Below are 22,123 nucleotides of genomic sequence, written 5' to 3' on the forward strand. Positions count from 1 at the left end.
GACACGGCGGGCCGGGGCAATCCGCCCGTTCTCTGTCAGCGCACGCCGCTACGGTTGAGCGCGTGGCGATCACCGGATTCGAGGCGAGCGGGCCCGCGGATCCGATCGCGCGCGGCGTCGTGCTCGACCCCTCGCAGCGCGCGGTGATCGAGCTGCCGGATGCTGCATCCGCCGCCGTGCTCGGCGCGCCCGGCACCGGCAAGACCACGACCCTTGTCGAACTCATCGCCGACCGCGTGCTCACCCGCGGTTGGGGCACGGACCAGGTGCTCGCGCTCACGACCTCGCGCTCCACCGCCTCGAGGCTGCGCGATGCGATCGCGCTGCGGCTGCAGCTGCCGACGAGTGGTCCGATGGCCCGGTCGGTGAACTCGCTCGCCTTCGAGCTCGCGCGCGATGCCGCCCGCGTCGCGGGGGCGCCGCCGCCGCGACTGATCACCGGTGGCGAGCAGGACGCCGACATCGCGGACCTGCTGGAGGGCCACCTCGTCGACGGCACCGGCCCGCACTGGCCGGCCGAGCTCGGACCGGAGGTGCGGGCCCTCGGTCGGTTCCGCAGCGAACTCCGCGAGCTGATGATGCGCGCCGTCGAGTACGACGTGAGCACGGACGAGCTCGCGCGCCTCGGTCGTGACCTGGGTCACGGGGAGTGGGTAGCCGCCGCCGCGTTCATCGACGAGTACCTCGCGGTGCGCGCGCTGGCCGGTTCCGCCCAGCTCGACGGGGCGGAGCTCTCCCGGTTCGCGGTCGCGGCCATCGAATCCGCCGAGGCGCCCGAGCGCATCACCCGATTGCGACTGGTCGTCGTCGACGACCTGCAGGAGGCGACCGAGTCGACCATCGCGGTGCTGCGCGCCCTCGCCGATCGCGGCATCGCCGTGGTCGTCTTCGGCGATCCGGATGTCGCGGCCAACTCCTTCCGCGGCGGCGAGCCCGACGCGCTCGGCCGCCTCGCCTCGGTGCTCGGCGTGCCCGGGCTGTCGACGCACGTGCTCACCACCGCGCACCGGCAGGGCGCCGAACTGCGAGCCTTCACCGCATCGGTCACGTCGCGGGTGGGGGCGGCGGCCGCGGGCACGCAGCGGGCGGCGGTCGCCGGCGGCGTCTCCGCGGACCTGCCGCTGGCCCGCGTCGAGGCCCCGAGCCAGGCGCGCGCGCTCGCCGCGGCGGCCCGTCTGCTGCGCGAACGGCACCTGGAGCACGGGGTGGCCTGGCGCGACCTCGCCGTCGTCGTGCGCAGCAACGCGCAGGTGCCGGCGATCGTGCGCGCGCTGGCGATGGCGGAGGTGCCGACCCGCACGAGTGCCGCAGGAACACCCCTGCGCGAGGATCCGGCGGCGCGCGCCCTGCTCACCGTGGTCGACGTGGGCATCGGTCGCACCGCCGTGACGCCCGCGATCGCGACCGAGCTGTTGCTCGGGCCGTTCGGCGGACTCGATCGGCTCGGCCTGCGGCGGCTGCGCATCGCGCTGCGCGCCGAGGAGGTGGCCGGCGGCGGCAACCGGCCCGCCGACGAGCTGATCGTCGAGGCGCTGAGCGCGCCGGGACGGTTCGCGACGATCGACGCGCGCATCGGCCGGGCCGCAGAGCGCCTGGCCGAGACGCTGGCCCTCGTCGGCGCGAACGGCGGCTCCATCGAGGAGCTGCTCTGGCTCGCCTGGGATCGCAGCGGACTCGCCCGCACCTGGTACGACCAGGCGATCGGCGGTGGCCTGACCGCGACCGACGCCAACCGCAACCTCGACGGTGTGCTCGCGCTGTTCACCGCCGCCAAGCGCTACGTCGAGCGCTGGCCAGGCACCCCGCCGACCGCGTTCCTGGCGAACGTGCTCGACGCCGAGGTCGCCGAGGACACGCTCTCGCCCCAAGCGGCCGACGAGGCGGTGCTGGTCACCACGCCGTCGGGCGCGGTCGGGCTCGAGTTCGACACCGTGGTGGTGGCCGGGCTGCAGGACGGCGCGTGGCCCAACCTGCGGCTGCGCGGCTCGCTGCTGCATCCGCAGCAGCTCGTGCGCGCGGTGACGGGGGTGGAGTCATCCGTCGTCGACGAGCGGCGTCAGGTGCTCGGCGACGAGCTGCGCATGCTCGCCCTCGCGATCTCGCGGGCGCGCAGCCGCGTCGTGCTCGCCGCCGTGGCGAACGACGACGAGCCGGCAAGCGTCTTCCTGCAGCTGCTGCCGGCCGGGACGCCGGTCGTCGAGTCGGTGCGTCTGGTGCCGATGACCCTGCGCGGCTGGACGGGGGAGCTGCGGCGGCGGCTCGTGGATGCCCGCGGCCCGCGCCGTGCGGAGGCCGCGGCATCCCTCGCCGCCCTCGCCGCCGAGGGCCTGCCCGGCGCCGACCCCGCGGACTGGCACGGCCTGCTGCCGATCTCCTCCACGGCCCCCCTCTACGAGGACGAGCCGGTGCCCGTCTCGCCGTCCGCGATCGAGAAGCTGCTCGACAGCCCGCTCGACTGGTTCCTGGAGCGCACCGCCGGCTCCGAGTCCGGGGTGATCGCGAACGTCGGCACGATCGTGCACTGGGCGATGGAGACCGCAGCAGACCAGAGTGCCGAGGGCCTGTGGGCGGCCGTCGAGCAACGCTGGAGCGAGCTGCTCTTCGAGGCGCCGTGGTTGGCCGAGCGACAGCGGCGCATCGCGCGCGGCTTCACCGACGCGCTCGCCGAGTACCTCGACGACTTCGCGCGGGCCGGCAAGTCGCTCGTCGGGGCGGAGAGCCGCTTCAAGCTCGAGGTCGATCGGGCCGTGCTGAGCGGTTCGATCGATCGCGTCGAACGGGCTCCGGACGGCTCGGTGGTGATCGTCGACCTCAAGACCGGCACCCCCACGACCCGGCAGTCCGACATCGACGCGCACCCGCAGCTCGGGGCGTATCAGCTCGCCTACGCGGAGGGCATCCTCGACGAAGCGCTCGCCGAGCACGGCGAGCACATCGGCGGCGGGGCGAAGCTGCTGTTCGTCAAGGAGGGGCTGCGCGAGCGCAAGTACCGCGAGGGCGTGCAGGCGGCCCTCGACGAGGAGGGCCTCGAGGCGTTCCGCGAGCGGGTGCGTGCCGCAGCGATGCTCATCGCCGCGGCCGAGTTCGAGGGCGAACTCGAGCTGTCGATGTTCGGTCGCGGCGACCCCTCCAGGCTGAGACTGCATCGGGTGCGGGCGGTGTCCAGTGATTAGCGCCTTCGACATCGCCGATGCGCTGGGTCGTCCGCGACCCACCGAGGAGCAGCGCGCCGTCATCGAGGCGCCGCTCGAACCCGCACTCGTCGTCGCCGGCGCCGGCAGCGGCAAGACCGAGACGATGGCGGCCCGGGTGCTCTGGCTGCTCGCGAACCGACTGGTGAATCCGAGCGAGGTGCTGGGTCTGACCTTCACGCGCAAGGCGGCGGGGGAGCTGCAGGCGCGCATCCGAGAGCGCATCGGCGAGCTCGCGAAGGCGGGCATGCTCGGTGAGGCCTACGACCCCTTCGAGGCGCCGACGGTGGCGACCTACAACTCCTATGCCAACGCGCTCTACCGTGACAACGCCGTCGTGCTCGGTCGTGAGGGCGATGGCGCGGTGCTCGGCGAGGCCGCGGCGTGGCAGCTGGCTCGCGAGACGGTGCGACGCAGCACGGATGCCCGCCTGCCCGACCTCGGCAAGGCCCTCGATCCCGTCACCCGCGCCGTGCTCGGGGTCTCACGCGGCCTCGCGGAGAACGCGGTCGACGACCCCGAGGCGGTGCGCGCCTACGCGGCCCGCTTCGCGGCGCTGCCCTCACTGCCCGCCGGCGGCCGCGGCGAGTACCCGGAGGTCGCCCGCTGGGCGGAGACCGTCGGGGGCCTCGACGTGCTCATCGACCTCGCCGCCGAGTACGAGCGGGCGAAAGCGACCCGGGGGCTCGTCGAGTACTCCGACCAGGTCGCCCTCGCGCTGCGCATCGTGCGCAAGCGACCGGAGGTCGCCGCGGGGGAGCGCGAGCGGTTCCGCGTGGTGCTGCTGGACGAGTACCAGGACACCTCGGTGGTGCAGACCTGGCTGCTCGCGGCGCTGTTCGGCGGGCACGCGGTGATGGCGGTCGGCGACCCCAACCAGTCCATCTACGGGTGGCGGGGGGCCAGCGCCTCCAACCTCGACGAGTTCGGGCGGGCGTTCGGCGCGAGCGCGCGGTACTCGCTGTCGACGAGTTGGCGCAACGGGCGTCGCATCCTGGATGCCGCGAACGCGCTCGTCGAACCGCTGCACGGCCGGGTGGCGGTCGATCGGCTGCGACCGGCACCGACCGCGAGCGAACTGGCCGTGGACGCGGCCTTCCCCGAGACGGTGCGCGAGGAGGCGGATGCCGCGGCCGAGTGGCTGCAGGCTCGCCTGTCGCGCGGCACCCCGTCCGCGGCGATGCTGTTCCGCACCCGCAAGACCCAGGGGATCTTCCTGGACGCGTTGCGCAGGCGCGGCATCCCGTTCCACGTGCTGGGCATCGGTGGGCTGCTCGCGGAGCCGGAGATCGCGGACCTGGTGTGCGCGCTGCAGGTGGTGCACGATCCCTCCGCGGGACTCGAGCTGCTGCGCCTGCTGGCGGGCTCGCGCTGGCGGCTGGGCGTGCGCGACCTGCACACGCTGAACCGGGTGGCCTCGTGGCTGCGCGACCGCGACTACGCGCAGCGCGCCTATGACGACGAGGTGCGCGAGAGCCTGCGCGCGTCGGTCGCCGAGGGCGAGGGCGGCTCGATCGTCGACGCCCTCGACTTCGTCGCGACCGCGAAGCCCGACCACAGCCAGCTCGCGGAGTTCACCGAGGCGGGGCTGGAGCGGCTGCGGGATGCCGGGCGCACCTTCGCGCGACTGCGGCAGCGCGGCGGGCTCGACCTGCCCGACTTCGTCGCGTTCGTGCTGCAGGAGCTGCGCCTGGACATCGAGGTCGCCGCGAACGAGTACCGGCCGCTCGGCGCCGCGACCATCGACGCCTTCTTCGACGCGGTCGGCGGCTACCTCGCCCTCGCCGAGGTCGCCACACTCGGCGGCTTCCTCTCCTGGCTCAAGGAGGCGGAACTGCGCGAGGATCTCTCGCCGCGCCCCGAGGACCCGGAGCCGGGCACGGTGCAGGTGCTCACCATCCACGGTTCCAAGGGCCTGGAGTGGGACCTCGTGGTGGTGCCGCGCCTGGTCGAGGACGAGCTGCCCGGCAAGCCCGCGGAGGGTGGATACCAGGGCTGGCTCGGCTTCGGACAGTTGCCCTGGGCGTTCCGCGGCGACGCCGCCGAACTGCCCGTGTTCGGCTGGGAGTCGGCGACCAGCCGCAAGGAGCTCGTCGACGAGCAGAAGCGCTTCCGCGGCGCGGTGCGAGACCACCTGCTCGAGGAGGAGCGGCGGCTCGCCTACGTCGCGGTCACCCGCGCCCGTCACGCCCTGCTGTTGACCGGGTCGTTCTGGGCCACCCAGGTGAGCCCACGCGAGCCCAGCCGGTTCCTGCGCGAGCTGGAGTCGGCGGGCGTGGTTTCGGCGCTACCGGCCGCGACCGCGGCCGAGCAGAACCCGATGGGCGAGCAGCTCGAGCGCGTGTTGTGGCCCTTCGACCCGCTGGGCAACCGCCGGGAGGCGGTCGAGGCCGCGGCGCAGTCGGTGCGCGACGCGGCGCCGGCGATCGTCGGCCCGTGGGCTCGCGAGCTCGAACTGCTGCTCGAGGAGCGGCGCCGCCGCCTGGGTGCCAGCGGACTCGTGCCGATGCCGGCGCGCGTGCCCGCATCCCGGTTCAAGGACTACGTCACCGATCCCGCGGCGGTCGCGTCGGCGCTGCGCCGCCCCATGCCCGAGCGCCCGTATCGCGCCACCCAGCTCGGCACGCTCTTCCACTCCTGGGTGGAGCAGCGCTACGCGGGCGGCGACGAGATCGATGCGCTGCCGACCGAGACGGATGCCGACGACCTCGTCGACGAGGCGGCGCTCGCGAGCCTGAAGGCGACCTTCGAACACTCGCCGTGGGCCGCGCGGCGCCCCGTGGACGTCGAGTGCGAGATCCACCTCCCCTTCGCCGGCCGCATCGTGATCTGCAAGATCGACGCGGTGTATCGCGACGGGGACCGGTTCGAGATCGTCGACTGGAAGACCGGCAAGGCACCGAGCGGTGCCGAGGATCTCGAGCAGCGCCAGCTGCAGCTCGCGCTCTACCGGCTCGCCTACGCGCGCTTCAAGGGCATCGACCCCGAGCGCATCGACGCGGTGTTCTACTTCGTCGCCGATGACGCGATCATCCGCCCCGAGCGACTGTTCGACGAGCGGAAACTGCTCCAGCGCTGGGAGGCGGCCTTCGCGCTATCGTGATCGCCGTGGACTGGTTCTTCTACGACGCGCCGATGTGGTTCTCACTGCCCACGTTCGTGCTGCTCGCGGTCGTGCTGTCCCTGGGCATCCTGCTCGCCGTGCGTCCGTGGGTGACCCGTGCCGCCGAGAAGAACCCGGACTGGGATCGGGTGCTCGGCTATGCGATGCAGTCCTACGGACTGCTGTTCGGCGTGGTGCTCGCGCTGATTGCGGTCTCGGTCTATGAGAACTTCGAGCGCGTCAACGGCGTCGTGCTCGACGAGGCGTCCGTGATCGGCGCGATGTTCCGCGACTTCGGCGGCTATCCCGCCGACGTCGCCGAGCAGCTGCACGAGGAGCTGCGTCGATACGTGCAGGGCGTCATCACCACGGACTGGCCACTGATGCGGGAGAACATCATCCCGGCGGAGGGCAACGACCACGTCGAGTCGATGGGTCGGCTGCTGTTCGAGTTCGAGCCGGGCTCGATCGGGCAGCAGGTGCTGCACACCCAGACCGTGGACACCTTCAACGACTTCCTCATCGCCCGCCGTGCCCGGCTCGACGAGACCAAGCTCGCCCTGCCGCCGCTGCTCTGGGCGGTGCTCGCCATCGGCGCGCTGTTGAACGCGCTCATGATCTCGCTCGTGGAGGCGAAGAGCCTGCGCATCCACCTCATCATGTCGGGCATCATCGCCGTGTTCGTCTCGCTCGTGATCTACACCACCGCGAGCATGGACCACCCCTATGCCGGCATCGTCAGCATCACACCCGAGGCGTTCGAGAACCTCGCGCAGCTGCTGGGCGGCTAGGCACCCGGCCGGCTGAGGATCGCCGCGGCGAGGGCCTCCACCGGCTCTCGCGTGGCGCGAGGGTTGTCCAGCAGCGCGAAGTCCACGTCACCGAGCGCGGGCAGCCCGAACGCCGCGGAGACCATGGCCAGATCGGCGGGGATGAGCGACTGCGGGAACACCGCGATGCCGATGCCGGCGCGCACGGCCGCGAGCAGACCGTTGACCTCTCTCACGGTGCAGGTGACCCGCCACGCCCGCCCGGCGCCGTCGAGAGCGGAGACCGCGTAGCTGCGACTGAGCGAGGGCGTCTGATAGACGATCAGCGGGATCGGCGACTGCGCCTCGAGTGCCACGCTCGGATGCCCGACCCAGGTCATGCGATCGCTTCGCACGAGGCGCCCCTGCCCGCTGCCCGGGTTCGTCTTGATGTAGACGAGGTCGAGTTGCCCGGACTCGAGCCGCTTGTGCAGCAGCGGGCTCTGGCTCACCGTGAGCTCGAGGTTGATCTGCGGGTGCGACTGGCGGAACTCGCGCAGCATGCCGGGCAGCTGTGTGAGTGCGAGATCGTCCGCCGCGCCAAACCGCAGCCGACCCCGCATCGCCGAGCCGGTGAAGTAGTTGGAGGCCTGGTCGTGTGCGGCGAGGATCGAGCGCGCGAAGCCGAGCATGGCCTCGCCGTGATCGGTGAGGGAGACGGTTCTGGTGTCACGCAGCAGCAGCAGCTTGCCGGCCGCCTGCTCGAGTCTGCGCACGTGCTGGCTGACCGCCGGCTGGCTCAACGACAGCCGCGCTGCGGCCTGCGTGAAGCTCAGGGTCTCCGCCACGGCCAGAAAGGTGCGCAGCAGCAGTGGATCGAACATCCCGGCCAGCCTATTGCGTTTGCTTATCAGAGTTATAGCTGCGATTCCGGGGCGCTATCGGTGCCGCGGGCGTAGCGTGGATGCGATGACTACCGGGGCTGCGCAGGAGAGCTCCCCGGCGACGGTTCCGCTCGCGGTGGCGATGCAGCGCCCGCGCTGGCGCGACACCTTTCAGGCACTTCGGCTGCACAACTACCGGCTGTATGCCATCGGCCAGTTCATCGTGAACACCTCGGGGTGGATGCAGCGCATCGCCGTCGACTGGCTCGTGCTCGAGATCACCGGCAGCGTGGCGCTCGTGGGGCTGACGATCGCCCTGCAGTTCCTTCCGACCCTGCTGCTCGGGGCATGGGCGGGCGTGGTCGCCGATCGTCTGCCCAAGCGGGCCGTGCTGATCACCGCGCAATCCGCGATCGCGGTGCTGAACGCGGTGCTGGCCGTGCTCGCGATCACCGGTACCGCCCAGCTCTGGGCGGTCTACGCGATCGTGCTCGGTGTCGGAGTGCTCGGCACCTTCGACGGTCCCGCTCGTTCCGCATTCGTCGGGGAGATGGTCGGCCCGCGGCACCTGCGCAACGCGATCAGTGTGAATGCGTCGATCTTCCACCTCGGGGCGCTGCTGGGACCGGCGATCGCCGGAGGGCTCATCGTCGTGATCGGCTCCGGCTGGGCGATCGCCGCGAACGCACTCGGCGGTCTGGTGGCCGTGGCGCTGCTGCTCGGGCTGCGCATGGGCGACCTGCTGCCCTCACCGCGCGCGGCGCGGGGCAACGGGCAGATCCGCGAGGCGCTGCGCTACATCCTGCGCAAGCCGACCATCTTCTGGCCGATGGTCATGCTCGCGATCGTCTCGACGTTCGGCATGTCGACGCCGGTGATCCTGGCCGGCATGGCCGCCGACGTCTACCACACCGGTGCGAGCGGATATGGGCTCTACAACTCCCTGGTCGCCGTCGGTGCGCTGCTCGGGGCCCTGGCCTCGACCCGCCGATCGAGCCTGCGCGTGCGCACCGTCGTGCTCGGTGCGGTGGTCTTCGGGGTGGTGCAGATGCTCGCCGGGCTGTCACCGTTCGTCCCGCTGTTCCTCGCGCTGCTGATTCCGATCGGACTGACCCGGCTGCTGTTCGGCACGGCGGTGGAGACGCTGATCCAGTTGTCGTCGAACATGGCCATCCGGGGGCGGATCATGTCGTTCTGGGTGATGGTGCTCGTCGGCGGCCAGGCGATCGGCGGCCCGTTGATGGGATGGCTCGCCGAGGTCTGGGGGCCGCGCCTCGCCCTCGTGTTCTCGGGTGCCGTTCCGGCGGCCGCGGCGATCGTGATCGCGGTGGTGCTGGCGCGTGGCGGCAGGCTGAGCCTGCAGGTGCGCCCCCGGCGTCGTGGCTCCTGGGTCGCGATCGTGCCGAAGGTCGGCAGCTAGCCGCGGATCAGACGGCGCGTTCCGAACGCGCCAGCAGCGCCTCGACCTCGTCGACCGTCGCGGTGGGCATGGTCTGCGCACCGAGCGGGTTCATCACGTCGGCGCGCATGCGGTCGACGAGTGCGGTGAGCATGGCGACGGCGTCATCGACGATCTCCGTGCTGCGCACCTCGGTGCCGTGCAGCAGCCACTTCGCCACCTCGAGCTCGGCGTACAACGTCGCGCGCTGGCGCAGCTGACGGTCGCCCTGACCGCGCACGGCAGTGTAGGCATCGAACACGCCCTCGATCACCGCGTCCGCCGGGCTGCCGAGCACCCAGTGCAGGTCGCGTGCGGGATCGCCGACGCGCAGATCCTGCCAACCCAGCACGCCCGTCACGGCATCGTCGGCGAACAGGAAGGAGTCGGCGTGCAGGGCGCCGTTGATCACGACCGGCTGGAACTGCCACAGCTTCGCGTCCTCGAGCGCCTGCTCCCAGCGGCCGATCAGTGCGGCGGGCAGCAGTCCGGTGGCCGCGGCGCGGTCGGCGATCGTCGCGCAGGCGCGCTGGCACTCGCCGGCGGTGAGCACGGGCAGGCCGGAGTCGGCGATGAAACTCGTGGGCAGGGCGTGGATCGCGGCGATTGCGGTGCCGATGGATGTCGCGGCATCCATTCCGTACGAGGCCTGCGACAGGCGCGTGCCGTAGACGAACTCGTAGACGATGGCGCGCGTGCCGTCGATCGGCGCCTGACCCGCGAACGCGGAGACGGCGAACGGCAGGCGGGTGCGCACGCCGGCGCTGAGGGCGCGCAGGGCGACGAGATCGGCCGATTGCACCGCTTCGGCCTGGGGCGTGCGCGGCACGCGGATGATCCAGTGGCGACCGTCGCGGCCGGTGACGAGGCTCGCATCGAAGTCGCCCCCGGTGCCCCCGAACCTCGCGGCAGCGGCGACGTCGAGACCGGGCACGGCCGAGGTCGCGAGCGCGGCTAGAGTGAGATGGGATCTGGCCATACCGTCAGGGTAGGTCGCCCATCCAGCGCTTCAGCCGTACGCCACGCACTTCTTCGGGGTCGCCCATGCAGCCGTCATTCGCCGCCAGGCTGCCGTTGTCGCGCTTCCAGCTCGATCGCGACGCCGCGGCCCGTGAGCGTCCGCAGCTGTTCGAGGAGCTGTGGGCCGACCCGGCCACCCGCATCCTGCCGATCTATCAGGGCGCCGCCTTGCTGGCCTCGCCGACCTCCCTCGCCCTGCTGCCGGTCTCGGCTGCCCCGGACGGGGACCTGCGCGTCTACCTGGGGCGCTCGATCTCGCCGACGAGTCCCGAGCCGGTCGGCACCCCGATCGTCGCCGTCGAGATCGAGGATGCCACGCAGCTCGCCGAGGCGGAGTGGGGCTCCCTGCGCACCATCGGCGCCGCGCTCGACGACCGGGACGCCGGCATGCTCACGGAGGCGCTCGCGATCTTCAACTGGCACGCCTCGCACCGCTTCTCACCGCGCACGGGCGAGCCGACCATCGTCGAGAAGGGCGGCTGGGTGCGACGGGATCCGGTGGCGAACACCGAGATCTTCCCGCGCACCGATCCGGCCGTCATCGTCGGCGTCCTCGATGCCGACGACCGGCTGCTGCTCGGCTCGAACGCGCTGTGGGAGTCCAACCGCTACTCCCTGCTCGCCGGGTTCGTCGAGCCGGGGGAGTCGTTCGAGGCGGCGATCGTGCGGGAGATACTCGAGGAGTCCGGCATCCCGGTCGTCGACCCGGTGTATCTGGGCAGCCAGCCGTGGCCGTTCCCGGCGTCGATCATGGTCGGTTTCACGGCCCGCGTCGATCCGGCCTTCACCGGCGACGCCGTTCCGGACGGCACCGAGATCATGGACCTGCGATGGTTCAGCCGCGAGGAGCTCGCGGCCTCGCTCGATGAGATCCGGCTGCCGGGTCGCGCCTCCATCGCTCGGGCGATCGTCGAGGAGTGGTACGGCGCCGAGATCGACGACGGACAAGCGTGAGCGAGGCCGAGCGGCTGCTGGAGGCCCTCGACGAGCAGCAGCGCACCGCGGCGCAGGCACTGCTGGGGCCGGTGTGCCTGCTCGCCGGAGCCGGCACGGGCAAGACGCGGGCGATCACCTACCGCATCGCCTACGGCGTCGCCACCGGCGTCTACCCGCCCAACCGGGTGATGGCACTCACCTTCACGGCTCGCGCCGCGGGGGAGCTGCGGGGCCGGCTGCGCGCGCTCGGCGCGGGCGGCGTGGCGGCGCGCACCTTCCACGCCGCGGCGCTCTCGCAGTTGAACTTCTTCTGGCCGCAGGTGATCGGCGGGTCGATGCCGCGGCTCATCGACAACAAGGCCCGCCTCATCGCGCACGCCGCCGACGGGCTGCGACTCAAACTCGACACCGCGACGCTGCGGGATGTCGCGGCCGAGATCGAGTGGCGCAAGATCTCGCGCCTGCGCATCGACGAGTACGTCACCCGAGGCCGCCCGGTGCCGGCGAGCCTCGACCCGGAGCAGCTGGCCGAGCTGCAGGCCGCCTACGAACGGATCAAGGACGAGCGCCGCCAGCTCGACTTCGAAGACGTGCTGCTGGCCGCGGCCGGCATGATCGAGGCCGAGCCGCGGGTGGCGCAACAGGTGCGCGAGCAGTACCGCTTCTTCGTCGTCGACGAATACCAGGACGTGTCGCCGCTGCAGCACGACCTGCTCGCCCTCTGGCTCGGCGACCGCGACGACGTGTGCGTCGTCGGCGACGTCAGCCAGACCATCTACACCTTCGCGGGCGCGAGCCCCGACTTCCTGCTCGGCTTCGCGAGCGAGCACGAGGATGCCGTCGTGCTGCGCCTGGAGGAGAACTACCGCTCCACCCCGACGATCGTCGCAGCAGCGAACAAGCTCATGCGCGGGCGTCCCGGTGCGCTCACGCTCGAGTCCGCCTCGGGCAAGGTCGGCCCGGCGCCGCGGGTGGCCGCATTCGAGGGGGATGTCGCGGAGGCTCGGGCCGTGGCATCCGCGATCGCCAATGAGATCGCCGGCGGACGCGCGCCCGAGGACATCGCGGTGCTGTACCGCGTGAACGTGCAGTCGCAGGTGCTCGAGACCGCGCTCGCGGATGCTGGTGTGCCGACCGTGATCCGCGGGGCGACGCGCTTTTTCGACCAGCGCGAGGTGAAGGAGGCGCTCATGCTGCTGCGCGGGGCCGCGGTGAACACAGCGCCGCAACCGCTGTTCCAGGTGGTCAGCGACGTGCTGCGCTCGATCGGCTGGTCGCAGGAGGCGCCGGAGGCGCGCGGCGCGGTGCGCGACCGCTGGGAGTCGCTCAACGCCCTCATGCGCATCGCGGAAGAGGCGCCGGCAGGCACCACGCTGCGCGAGTTCGTCGACGAGCTGTTCGAGCGGCAGGCCGGGCAGCACGAGCCCACGATGAGCGCCGTGACGCTCGCGACGCTGCACTCGGCGAAGGGGCTCGAGTGGGATTCGGTCTACATCATCGGGCTCTCTGAGGGGCTCGTGCCGATCAGCTACGCCAAGGATGCGACCGCCATCGAGGAGGAGCGCCGGCTGCTCTATGTCGGGGTCACGCGAGCCCGCGAACGGCTCTCGCTCAGCTGGGCTGCAGCGCAGGCTCGAGGCGGCGGTCGCCAGCCGAGCCGCTTTCTGGCCGACCTGGGCTGAGGGCGTCCAGGCCGCGGCAACCGCATTCGGGATGCACCGCCCACCGCCGCGCACGGCGTGCACCGGTGGCGGCATCCAGGCGCACGGAGTGCGCCGGGCCCGGGCCGTCGGCGAGCCGGGCGAGCACCGCACGCGCCGCCATCCCCGAGAGCTCGGCCAGCAGCACCGCGGACTCGGCGCCGCTGCGGCGGCCGAGCAGCTGCGAGGCGATCGCGGGCCAGGCCGGATCGGCGTCCCGCCGGTGCAGTTCGAGGCACAGCAGACACGGCCCGGTGCCGGGCTCGATCATGGGACCGACCGTCGCGCCCGTGTCGCCGAGCACGATGGGCAGGTGCGGCACATCGCGCCGCAACCAGAATGCGTGCAGCTCCGGTTCCAGCACGTAGTGGGCGGTCGCGATCGCGAGGTCGGGCCGCGCGTCGCGCAGGGCGCCGGCATCGGCGCCGACGAGCACCTGCACCCCGCTCGCGGCCAGCACGGGCACGATCGCCTCCGCGAGCGGACCGGTGATCGCGACGGTCGGCACGCGCGGCTCGTCGGTCGGGGCCTCGAGCGCGGGCGCGATCGCGGCGATGAGCGAGGCGCGTTCGTCGTCGTGGCCGCGCGCGAGCATCGCGAGTCCGCTCTCGCTCACGCCGACGGCGAGCGCGGCGAGCATGCGCTCCTGCGTCTCGGTGAGCGCCTCGACGATCGCCACGGGCGGGTCGACCCCCAACTGCACGCTCGAGGGTGTGCGCCACACGACGGGGAAGCGGGGATCGAGCCGGAGCACCATCCGCACAGTGTGCCGCCGGTGCGCCGCCGGCCGCGCACGCCGTCCACAACCGCCCGGCCGCGCGATCCCCGCCCACACCATTCGGGAGGATGACACGCCGCGGCAGGGGCCCCAACGACGAGGTCCACGGCGCGGCGTCCTCCGTTTTGGCGAGAAGCAGGCTCTGCGGCGGGAGCGGGCCTTGGCGCGGAGCGGCGGCGGGGCCGCCGCCTACTCCTCGGTCGGGCGCTCGGAGGTGTCGTCGTTGAGCAGGTCTTCGAGGGCCTGGTCGATGTCATCCGGCTCGGGCGCACCGGCCTGCAGGCGGGCGACGAGGGCGGCCGGGTCGTCGATGTCCTCCCCGGTGGGCACGAGGTCGGGATGCGACCACAGCGCGTCCCGCGCGGCGTCACCCACGGCATCCGTCACCGCCTGCCACATCGCGGCCGCCTCACGCAGCCGGCGCGGTCGCAGCTCGAGGCCCACGAGCGTCGCGAACGCGGATTCCGCGGGGCCGCCCGAGGCGCGGCGTCGCCGCACGGTCTCGGCGATCGCGCCGCTCGAGGGCAGCCGCTTCGTCGCCTCCGCGGTCACGACATCCACCCAGCCCTCGATCAGGGCGAGCGTGGTCTCGAGCCGGGCGAGCGCGGTGAGCTGCTCCTCGGTCTTGGGTGCGATGAGCTCGCCGTTCTTCAACGCTTCGCGCAGGGCCTCCGGATTCGACGGGTCGAGATCGGTCGCGAGATCGCCGAGTCGCTCGAGGTCGACCCCGGTGCCGCGCGACGACTCGGTGATCGCCGACAGCAGCTGCAGCCGCAGCCACTTCGCGTGCCGGAACAGCCGGGCGTGCGCGAGCTCGCGCACCGCGAGGTAGAGCTGCACCTGGTCGGCGGGGATGTCGAGCCCGGCCCCGAAGGCCACGATGTTCTGCGGCACGACCGCGGCCTGCTCCGCGTCGAGCAGCGGGATGCCGATGTCGCCGCCCGAGACCACCTCGCTCGAGAGTTGGCCGACGACCTGCCCGAGCTGCATCGCGAACAGCGTGCCGCCGACGTTGCGCATCATCTTCGACGCGCCCTGGATCATGTCGTCGAGCTCGGCGTCATCCGGCGCGTTCTCGCGCAGCACCGTCGTGAGGGAGTCCGCGATCGAGGTCGCGACGGGCTCGGCGAGCTGCGTCCACACCGGCATGGTCGCCGTGACCCACTCCTGCCGGCTCATGAGCTTCGGCTCGGTCGTGAGCCCCGCGATCGAGGTCACCTCGTCGAGCCACAGGGATGCCACGTGCAGCGCCTGCTCGAGCGCCGACCGCTCGGCGGGCAGGCTCACGACCGTGCTGCGGGTCGCGATGCCCTTGGCCTGCTCGAGCGCGAGCGACCAGTTGATGCCGTCGCCGCTGGACTCCAGCGCGCTCTGCAGCTGGGCGATGAGCTGTGCGACCAGCTCGGGGTCGTTGGGCAGCCCCGCCGCGCCCGCGAGCCGCGCCGGGTCGATCTCGGTGTTGCCTGCCAGAAAGTCGCGCAGCATGTCGCGGAACTCGTCCTCGGGGTTCTCCCGGGAATCCTCAGCCATGCTCACTACGCTAGCCGCTGCCCCGGCGAGGTGACCGGGAATTGACCTACGCTGGGACCTCCGGGCAGTGCGCCCGTGGCGAACACGCCCCCGACACCAAGGAGCCCGTTGGCCCTCTTCACTGACCACGACGTGCGCCCGCCCCGGCGACGGATCGGGGCCGTCATCGGCTGGAGCGTCATCGCCCTCGGCGTCGCAGGGGTCGTCGTCGTCGCCAACCTGCCGGCGCCCTACGTGATCGAGCAGCCCGGCCCGGTGTACAACACCCTGGGCGAGGTGCGTTTCGGTGACGAGGACGTGCCGTTGATCGAGATCCCCGACGAGACCACCTATCCGACCTCGGGCGCGCTCAGCATGCTCACGGTGACGGTGAGCGGCAACCGGGAGAACCCGCCGAGCTGGCTGGAGATCGTCGGCGCGAACCTCGACCAGAGCAAGGCGGTCGTGCCGGTCGACGAGGTGTATCCGGAGGGCGTGAGCCAGGAGCAGTCCAACGAGCAGGGTCGCATCGACATGGCGAACTCGCAGAAGGAGGCGGTGGCGGCCGCGCTCGGCGAGCTCGGCTACACCTTCCCGAGCACCGTCACCGTCGTCGAGGTGCAGCCCGACCTGCCCGCGGACGGCGTGCTGCTGCCCGGTGACATCGTGCACACCGTCGACGGCGTCGAGGTGCAGGATGTCACGGGTCTCCGCGCGGAGATCGCCGCCAACGGCGTCGACGCGCCCGCGAGCTTCGGCATCGAGCGCGACGGCGAGCAGCTCACCGTCGACGTGCTGCCGCAGTTCGCGGAGGACGGCGAGACCCCCATCATCGGCGTCTACGTGGGCGGCGACTACGAGTTCCCCTTCGACGTGAAGATCCAGCTCGAGAACGTCGGCGGCCCGAGCGCCGGCATGATGTTCGCACTCGGCATCATCGACAAGCTCACGCCCGGCGAACTCAATGGCGGCGAGAACGTCGCCGGCACCGGCACCATCTCCGGCAGCGGGGAGGTGGGCGCGATCGGGGGCATCCGGCAGAAGATGTGGGGCGCCTCGCGCTCCGGCGCCGACTGGTTCCTGGCGCCCGCGGCGAACTGCGCCGAGGTCGTGGGGCACATTCCATCGGGCCTGACGGTGTTCGCCGTCGCGACGCTGGATGACGCGCTCACCGCCCTTTCCGCGATCGCCGACGGCTCCGACACCGCCTCGCTGCCGACCTGCTCGGCGGGCTGAGGCCGGGACTCTCGCAGCTTCACCCCCTTAAGATGGGCGGAGCCCCCCGAACGCAGGAGCACAGCCAGTGTCGACTTCATCAGCCACACCGCCCACCTCGAACCGCACGCGGGTCACCCTCACGATCGCGGCCGTGATCATCGCGGTGATCGTGATCGCCTTCTTCGTGGTCGCGAACCTCTACACCGACGTGCTGTGGTTCGATCAGCTCGGATTCCTGAACGTGCTCACCACGCAGTGGGTCGCCGGCGGCGTGATGTTCCTCATCGGCTTCGTGGCGATGGCCCTGCCGGTGTGGGTGAGCATCGAGATCGCGTTCCGCTCCCGTCCCGTCTACGCGAAGCTCAACTCGCAACTGGATCGCTACCAGCAGGTGATCGAGCCGCTGCGCAGGCTCGCGATGTTCGGCATCCCGGCGGTGCTCGGCATCTTCGCCGGCGTCTCGGCCTCCGCGAACTGGCCGGTCGTGCTGCAGTGGCTCAACAAGACCGAGTTCGGTCAGGTCGACCCCCAGTTCGGTCTCGACATCTCCTTCTTCGTCTACGACCTGCCGCTGTACCACGGCATCGTGGGCTTCGCCTCGGCCGTGGTGCTCATCGCGGGCCTCGCGGTGCTGGCCACCAGCTACCTCTACGGGGCGATCCGCATCAGCGGGCGCGAGGTTCGCATCTCGCGGTCGGCGCGCATCCAGATCTCCGTCACCGCGGCCATCTACCTCGCGCTGCAGGCGGTGAGCCTCTGGCTCGACCAGTACACCGCCCTCTACTCGACGAGCCAGGGCTTCCTCGAGACCGGCGCCGGCTACACCGAGGTCAACGCCACTATCCCGGGGCGCGCGATCCTCGCGGGCATCGCGGCGATCGTCGCCGTGCTCTTCATCGTCACCGCCATCATCGGTCGCTGGCGCCTGCCGATCATCGGCACTGCGCTGCTGCTGGTCAGCGGACTCGTCGTCGGCGGCATCTACCCGTGGATCGTGCAGCGCTTCCAGGTCGAGCCCAACGCCCGCGCGTTCGAGGCCACCTACATCGAGCGCAATATCCAGGCGACCCGCGACGCCTACGGCGTCTCCGGTGTCGAGGAGATCCCCTACAACGCGACGACGGATGCCGAACCCGGCGCCCTGCGCGAGGACGCCGAGACCACGGCCAGCATCCGCATCATCGACCCCGCGCTCGTGACGCGCACCTTCCGGCAGTTCGAGCAGGTGCGGCAGTTCTACCAGTTCCCCGAGTACCTCGACGTGGACCGGTACCAGATCGAGGGCACCACGCAGGACACCGTGATCGCGCTGCGCGAACTCAACCAGGACGGGCAGAGCTCCCGCGGGTGGGACAACGACACCGTGATCTACACGCACGGATTTGGGGTCGTCGCGGCGTACGGCAACCAGCGCGCGACCGACGGCAGCCCCGTGTTCCTCGAGTCGGGCATCCCCGGCACCGGTGCGCTCGGCGATGCGGTCGGCGACTTCGAACCGCGCGTCTACTTCGGCGAGACCTCGCCCGAGTACTCGATCGTCGGCGCACCCGAGGGCAAGGAGCCGGTCGAGCTCGACTACCCGGCGGGTGCCGACGAGGACTCGAGCGCGAACCCGACGACCACCTTCGACGGTGACGGCGGGCCGAAACTCGACAACGCGTTCAAGCGCCTCATCTACGCGATCAAGTTCCAGTCGGAGCAGATCTTCCTCTCCGAGTACGTCAACGACGAGTCGCAGATCCTCTACGACCGCAGCCCGAAGGATCGCATCGCGAAGGTCGCGCCGTACCTGACCCTCGACAACGATCCGTATCCGGCGATCGTCGACGGCCGCATCCTGTGGATCGTCGACGGCTACACCACCACGGCGAACTACCCGTACTCGACCGTGCAGTCGCTCTCCACCGCGATCGCGGACACGTACCAGCCGCAGCCGCAGGTCGCCTTCGACGACATCAACTACATCCGCAACTCGGTCAAGGCCACCGTCGACGCCTACAGCGGCGAGGTGACCCTGTACGCGTGGGACGAGAACGACCCGATCCTCGCCACCTGGCAGAAGGTCTACCCGTCGACGGTCGTGCCGATGTCCGACATGAGCGAAGACCTGCTGGCTCACGTGCGCTACCCGGCCGACCTGTTCAAGGTGCAGCGCTCGATCCTGGGCACGTACCACATCACCGATCCCGGCACGTTCTACTCCGGCAACGACGCGTGGATCACCCCGAACGACCCGATCTCGCCGCCGGCCAACCCCACGGATCAGCCGCCGTACTACCTCACGATGAAGGTGCCCGGCACGGATGCGTCGGCCTTCACGCTCTACTCCACGTTCATCCCGAAGGCGACCGGCGCGAGCGCCCGCAACGTGCTCACCGGCTACCTGACGGCGAACTCCGACCCGGGCGAGGACTACGGCAAGCTCACGCTGCTGACGCTGCCGAGCCAGACCACGGTGCCCGGCCCTGGCCAGGTGCAGGCCCAGTTCGACTCGGATGCCGCGGTCGGCCAGCAGCTCAACCTGCTGCGTCAGGGCCAGACCGAGGTCATCAGCGGCAACCTGCTCACCCTGCCGGTGGGTGGCGGACTGCTCTATGTGCAGCCCGTGTACGTCACCTCCACCGGTGAGACCCAGTACCCGCTGCTGCGCAAGGTGCTCGTCTCCTTCGGCGACCAGATCGCGTTCGAAGACACCCTCGACGAGGCGCTGGACAAGCTCTTCGGCGGCGACTCCGGTGCGAACGCCGGCGACACCGACGTGCCGACGGAGCCGACCGAGCCGACCGATCCCGGCACTCCGACGGAGCCCGGCACGACCGACAACGCTGCCCTGCAGCAGGCGCTGTCGGACTACCAGGCCGCACTCGCCGACCGTCAGGCCGCCTACGCGGCGAACGACCTCGTCGCCGCGGCCGAGGCGGATGCGCGCATGCAGCAGGCCATCGAGCGCGCGATCGCCGCGACCTCCTAGCGCTCTCGCGACGGGCGCCCGCCGTTCAGGCGTCCGTCGCGAGCAGCACGAACGAGAGCACCACCGCGGCGAGGCCCAGGCCGAGGAACACGATCGCGAGCACGCCGAGCGCGCGACCGGGATGCGGTGCACCCTTCAGCCGGGCGTGCTCGCCACGGTGCAGCACCCGGCAGTGGTCGTCGCCGGCGAGCTCGTCGAGCTCCCAGGGCTCGAGCGCGCGCTCGCGCAGGGCGCCGTCCTCGCCGATCCAGCGCAGTCGGGCCTCGGATGCCTCACCGACGACCACCGCGTCGGTCTCCACCCACAGCGTGCGCATCGACAGTGCCACGAGCCAGAGGATGCCGAAGACGCCGCCCACCGCGAGGCCGATCCAGGTGAACAGTTCCGCCAGCAGGCCGAGCGCGTCGTGAATGCTCATGCCGCGCTCCATGCAGCGGAGTCTATCGGCGCGGCGTCGGATCGCGTCTGGGGGCCGGCGGTCACGGTGCGATGGTGAAGGCGATCTGATGCAGCGAACCGACCCGGCCATCGACCTGGTCCACGTAGCGCACCCCGACGATGTGCGCACCGTCCGCCAGCGGCGGCGTCACCCGCGAGATCGGGGCGGCGGCGAGCGTGTGGATGTTGCCGGTCGGTACTCCGTCGATCAGCACCTCCACCTGCATCCCCTCGATGCCGTCGAGTTCCAGGGTGACGACCGTGGCACCGCCCGTGGACTCGATCACGGCGCCGTCGTGCGGGATCACGAAGGTCGGGCGTGAGAAGCTCAGCGGACCCGAGGGCGTCGACGTCGGCGAGGTGTTCCCGGCGGGGTCGACCTGCGATGCCGTCAGCGTGACGCCGTCCCGCGCGGGATCCGGCAGGGGAGACGACCACGAGCCGTCCGCGGCCGTCACCGCGGAGGCGACGGCGGCACCATCGACCTGCAGCTCGACGACCGCGCCGGGTTCCGCAGTGCCGGAGACGGTCGGCAGGTAGAGCGCTTCCGTCGGGAGCGGGTCGACGACCGGTGCGAGAGCAACGGTGTCGATCGTGAGGGTGCGCAGCCCTGCCGCCGAGCGGTTTCCCGCGCCGTCGACCTGGGTGAAGGCGAGCGTGTGGGCGCCGTCCGGGATCGGCGCGTTCGGCTGCAGACTCCAAGCGCCGTCGCGGTCCACGGTCGCCGACACGGGCGCCGACCCCGGGAAGGCGACGTCGACTCGCGCGCCGGGCTCGCCGCGGCCGGTGAACCGAGGCATCGGGTCGTTGCTGAGCAGGGCGTCGGCGGGTGTGAGCACCGTTGGCGCGGTCGGCGCGATGGTGTCGCGGGGAGGCGAGGGCGGCCCCGGCACCTGCGCTTCGGGTGCCGGGACGTCCGGCTCGCGGGTTCGGGTATCCGGCTCGTGCGGTGTTTCCGGCGTCGCGGACGGGGTGGGCGTGGGCTCGGGTATCCCCGTCGGTTGGCGCGACGGTTGCGTCTGCTCATCCCCGGCATCCGTGATCTCGGGGCCGGATGCGACCAGACCAGGCACCGCGACCGCGGCACCGACGATCACCACGGCGGCGACCGCGCCCAGGGCCACCGCCAGCACGGGTCGGGGGAGCGCCGTCCGAGCACCACCGGCGACGGAGCTGGCGGTCGACGGCGGCGGATCGGCATGGAGCGCGGCGAGCAGACCCGCTCCCGCGGTGCCGCCGATGGTGAGCGGAAGCAGCAGCGAGGCGAGTCGACCGCCCAGGTCGTCGACCTCTTCGACGAGGATCGAACATCGTGCGCAGGTGCGCAGGTGCGCCTCGAAGCGCCGCCGACCGGTTGCCGAGAGCGCGTCGCGAACGTAGTCGCCCATGCGCTCCGTCGTCCATCGGCACTCGGCGGGCACACGGCGGTCGTTGACGTGCGCCTGCAGCCACGCCTTCTTCAGGCCTTCTCTCGCGCGGTAGCTCAGGGCCGCTGCGGCATTCGGGGTCAATCCCAGCAGGGGAGCCGTCTCGGCGGGCTCCATGCCTTCCACCTCGGTGTACCACAGGATCGCCTGCCAGCGTTCGGGCAGGGTGCGGAACGCATGCACGGTGACGGTGTTCTCCAGCACCGTGCTCTCCGGGTCGAGCTCCGTGCTCTCGATCTCCTCGGTGAGTTCGCCAGCGCTGGGCGCTGCCTTCAGATTCCAGTCCAGCGCGACGTTGCGGATGGTGCGGTACAGATAGGGACGGAATGCCTCGTGCGGACCGCCTCCGCGCTGCAGCGCGCGCAGGATCCGCAGGTACGCCTCGGACACAATGTCGTCGGCGTCCGCGATCGAGTCGAACTGCCTGGCCGCGGTGAGACCCGCGTGAGCGTGCCGTTGCCACAGTTCCGCGTACGCGGACTGATCGCCGCGTCGGGTGCGCTCGGCGAGTTCGGCGTCTCCCGCCTCGTCGGCCCGCCCTTGCATGCAATCCCCCGATTTCGCCGCGGTGGGTCTCCCCGTTTCCGTGCTCTTGATTAACACCGGGTTCAACCGACGACTATGACGCGGCATGCCCGAAATTGCCGGAGTGGGCCACTCGGGCCGAGAACATTCTGAGCTTGCGTCATAGGCGGCTGTCAAACCGAGTGTCAGTTCGTGGATGCACAGCCATGCGCACGCGCGCCGTCGCACCCACGTCG

Annotated in this window: 14 protein-coding genes; 8 read left to right on the plus strand and 6 right to left on the minus strand. The window is 71.4% G+C overall.

Going from position 1 to position 22,123, the window contains the following annotated elements:
• The first annotated feature begins 62 nt into the window (after positions 1–62).
• From PYV02_RS10640 to PYV02_RS10650, 3 genes are read left to right on the plus strand one after another with little or no spacing between them, the layout of a single operon-like run.
• Positions 63–3,173 carry an ATP-dependent DNA helicase gene (locus PYV02_RS10640; protein ID WP_275758962.1) on the plus strand — a complete coding sequence of 1,037 codons (3,111 nt, stop codon included), beginning with the start codon at positions 63–65 and terminating at the stop codon, positions 3,171–3,173.
• A complete protein-coding gene (locus PYV02_RS10645) occupies positions 3,166–6,294 on the plus strand; it encodes an ATP-dependent DNA helicase (RefSeq protein WP_275758964.1) in 3,129 nt (1,042 codons plus the stop codon). The genes PYV02_RS10640 and PYV02_RS10645 overlap by 8 nt, the downstream gene beginning before the upstream one ends.
• A 5-nt stretch (positions 6,295–6,299) precedes the next feature.
• Complete coding sequence (locus PYV02_RS10650) at positions 6,300–7,085, plus strand: bestrophin-like domain (RefSeq protein ID WP_275758965.1); 786 nt, start codon at positions 6,300–6,302, stop codon at positions 7,083–7,085.
• On the opposite strand, the gene PYV02_RS10655 is transcribed toward PYV02_RS10650, so the two are convergent.
• On the minus strand, positions 7,082–7,927 hold the full coding sequence (locus tag PYV02_RS10655; protein WP_275758967.1) for a LysR substrate-binding domain-containing protein: 846 nt from the start codon (positions 7,925–7,927) through the stop codon (positions 7,082–7,084). The genes PYV02_RS10650 and PYV02_RS10655 overlap by 4 nt on opposite strands.
• A gap of 85 nt (positions 7,928–8,012) precedes the next feature.
• Between PYV02_RS10655 and PYV02_RS10660 the strand changes: the two genes are divergently transcribed.
• Positions 8,013–9,347: an MFS transporter gene (locus tag PYV02_RS10660; protein ID WP_275758970.1), complete on the plus strand. Its 1,335-nt coding sequence runs from the start codon at positions 8,013–8,015 to the stop codon at positions 9,345–9,347.
• Positions 9,348–9,354: 7 nt separating this feature from the next.
• Here PYV02_RS10660 and PYV02_RS10665 read toward each other — a convergent pair whose 3' ends face one another.
• The gene (locus tag PYV02_RS10665) at positions 9,355–10,344 is read right to left on the minus strand and encodes a phosphotransferase (RefSeq protein ID WP_275758971.1); all 990 of its coding nucleotides are present in this window, start codon (positions 10,342–10,344) and stop codon (positions 9,355–9,357) included.
• A 65-nt stretch (positions 10,345–10,409) separates the two neighbouring features.
• Between PYV02_RS10665 and nudC the strand changes: the two genes are divergently transcribed.
• The gene (nudC, locus tag PYV02_RS10670) at positions 10,410–11,339 is read left to right on the plus strand and encodes an NAD(+) diphosphatase (RefSeq protein WP_275758974.1); all 930 of its coding nucleotides are present in this window, start codon (positions 10,410–10,412) and stop codon (positions 11,337–11,339) included.
• Positions 11,303–13,003, plus strand: coding sequence for an ATP-dependent helicase (locus PYV02_RS10675; protein ID WP_420833619.1), 1,701 nt, complete (start codon positions 11,303–11,305; stop codon positions 13,001–13,003). The genes nudC and PYV02_RS10675 overlap by 37 nt, the downstream gene beginning before the upstream one ends.
• On the opposite strand, the gene PYV02_RS10680 is transcribed toward PYV02_RS10675, so the two are convergent.
• On the minus strand, positions 12,933–13,778 hold the full coding sequence (locus tag PYV02_RS10680; protein WP_275758977.1) for a hypothetical protein: 846 nt from the start codon (positions 13,776–13,778) through the stop codon (positions 12,933–12,935). The genes PYV02_RS10675 and PYV02_RS10680 overlap by 71 nt on opposite strands.
• Positions 13,779–13,988: 210 nt before the next feature.
• Positions 13,989–15,329, minus strand: a complete 1,341-nt coding sequence (locus tag PYV02_RS10685) for a zinc-dependent metalloprotease (RefSeq protein ID WP_275758979.1) — start codon at positions 15,327–15,329, stop codon at positions 13,989–13,991.
• Positions 15,330–15,437: 108 nt separating this feature from the next.
• Between PYV02_RS10685 and PYV02_RS10690 the strand changes: the two genes are divergently transcribed.
• On the plus strand, positions 15,438–16,544 hold the full coding sequence (locus PYV02_RS10690; protein WP_275758981.1) for a YlbL family protein: 1,107 nt from the start codon (positions 15,438–15,440) through the stop codon (positions 16,542–16,544).
• Between the two features lie 67 nt (positions 16,545–16,611).
• Entirely contained in the window at positions 16,612–19,497 is a 2,886-nt protein-coding gene (locus PYV02_RS10695) for a UPF0182 family membrane protein (RefSeq protein WP_275758983.1), read from the plus strand.
• A 25-nt stretch (positions 19,498–19,522) separates the two neighbouring features.
• Here the strand turns inward: PYV02_RS10695 and PYV02_RS10700 are convergent, their stop codons facing one another.
• The gene (locus tag PYV02_RS10700) at positions 19,523–19,915 is read right to left on the minus strand and encodes a hypothetical protein (protein WP_275758985.1); all 393 of its coding nucleotides are present in this window, start codon (positions 19,913–19,915) and stop codon (positions 19,523–19,525) included.
• A 61-nt stretch (positions 19,916–19,976) separates the two neighbouring features.
• Complete coding sequence (locus PYV02_RS10705) at positions 19,977–21,908, minus strand: sigma-70 family RNA polymerase sigma factor (RefSeq protein ID WP_275758987.1); 1,932 nt, start codon at positions 21,906–21,908, stop codon at positions 19,977–19,979.
• Positions 21,909–22,123 lie beyond the last annotated feature (215 nt).

Source organism: Antiquaquibacter metalliresistens (assembly GCF_029211225.1).
Taxonomy (GTDB): Bacteria; Actinomycetota; Actinomycetes; order Actinomycetales; family Microbacteriaceae; genus Rhodoglobus; species Rhodoglobus metalliresistens.

Coding starts and splice junctions, on each gene's coding strand:
- PYV02_RS10655 (WP_275758967.1), bottom strand. CDS start 7,927: ATGTTCGATCCACTGCTGCTGCGCACCTTTCTGGCCGTGGCGGAGACC.
- PYV02_RS10660 (WP_275758970.1), top strand. CDS start 8,013: ATGACTACCGGGGCTGCGCAGGAGAGCTCCCCGGCGACGGTTCCGCTC.
- PYV02_RS10665 (WP_275758971.1), bottom strand. CDS start 10,344: ATGGCCAGATCCCATCTCACTCTAGCCGCGCTCGCGACCTCGGCCGTG.
- nudC (WP_275758974.1), top strand. CDS start 10,410: ATGCAGCCGTCATTCGCCGCCAGGCTGCCGTTGTCGCGCTTCCAGCTC.
- PYV02_RS10680 (WP_275758977.1), bottom strand. CDS start 13,778: ATGGTGCTCCGGCTCGATCCCCGCTTCCCCGTCGTGTGGCGCACACCC.
- PYV02_RS10685 (WP_275758979.1), bottom strand. CDS start 15,329: ATGGCTGAGGATTCCCGGGAGAACCCCGAGGACGAGTTCCGCGACATG.
- PYV02_RS10700 (WP_275758985.1), bottom strand. CDS start 19,915: ATGAGCATTCACGACGCGCTCGGCCTGCTGGCGGAACTGTTCACCTGG.
- PYV02_RS10705 (WP_275758987.1), bottom strand. CDS start 21,908: ATGCAAGGGCGGGCCGACGAGGCGGGAGACGCCGAACTCGCCGAGCGC.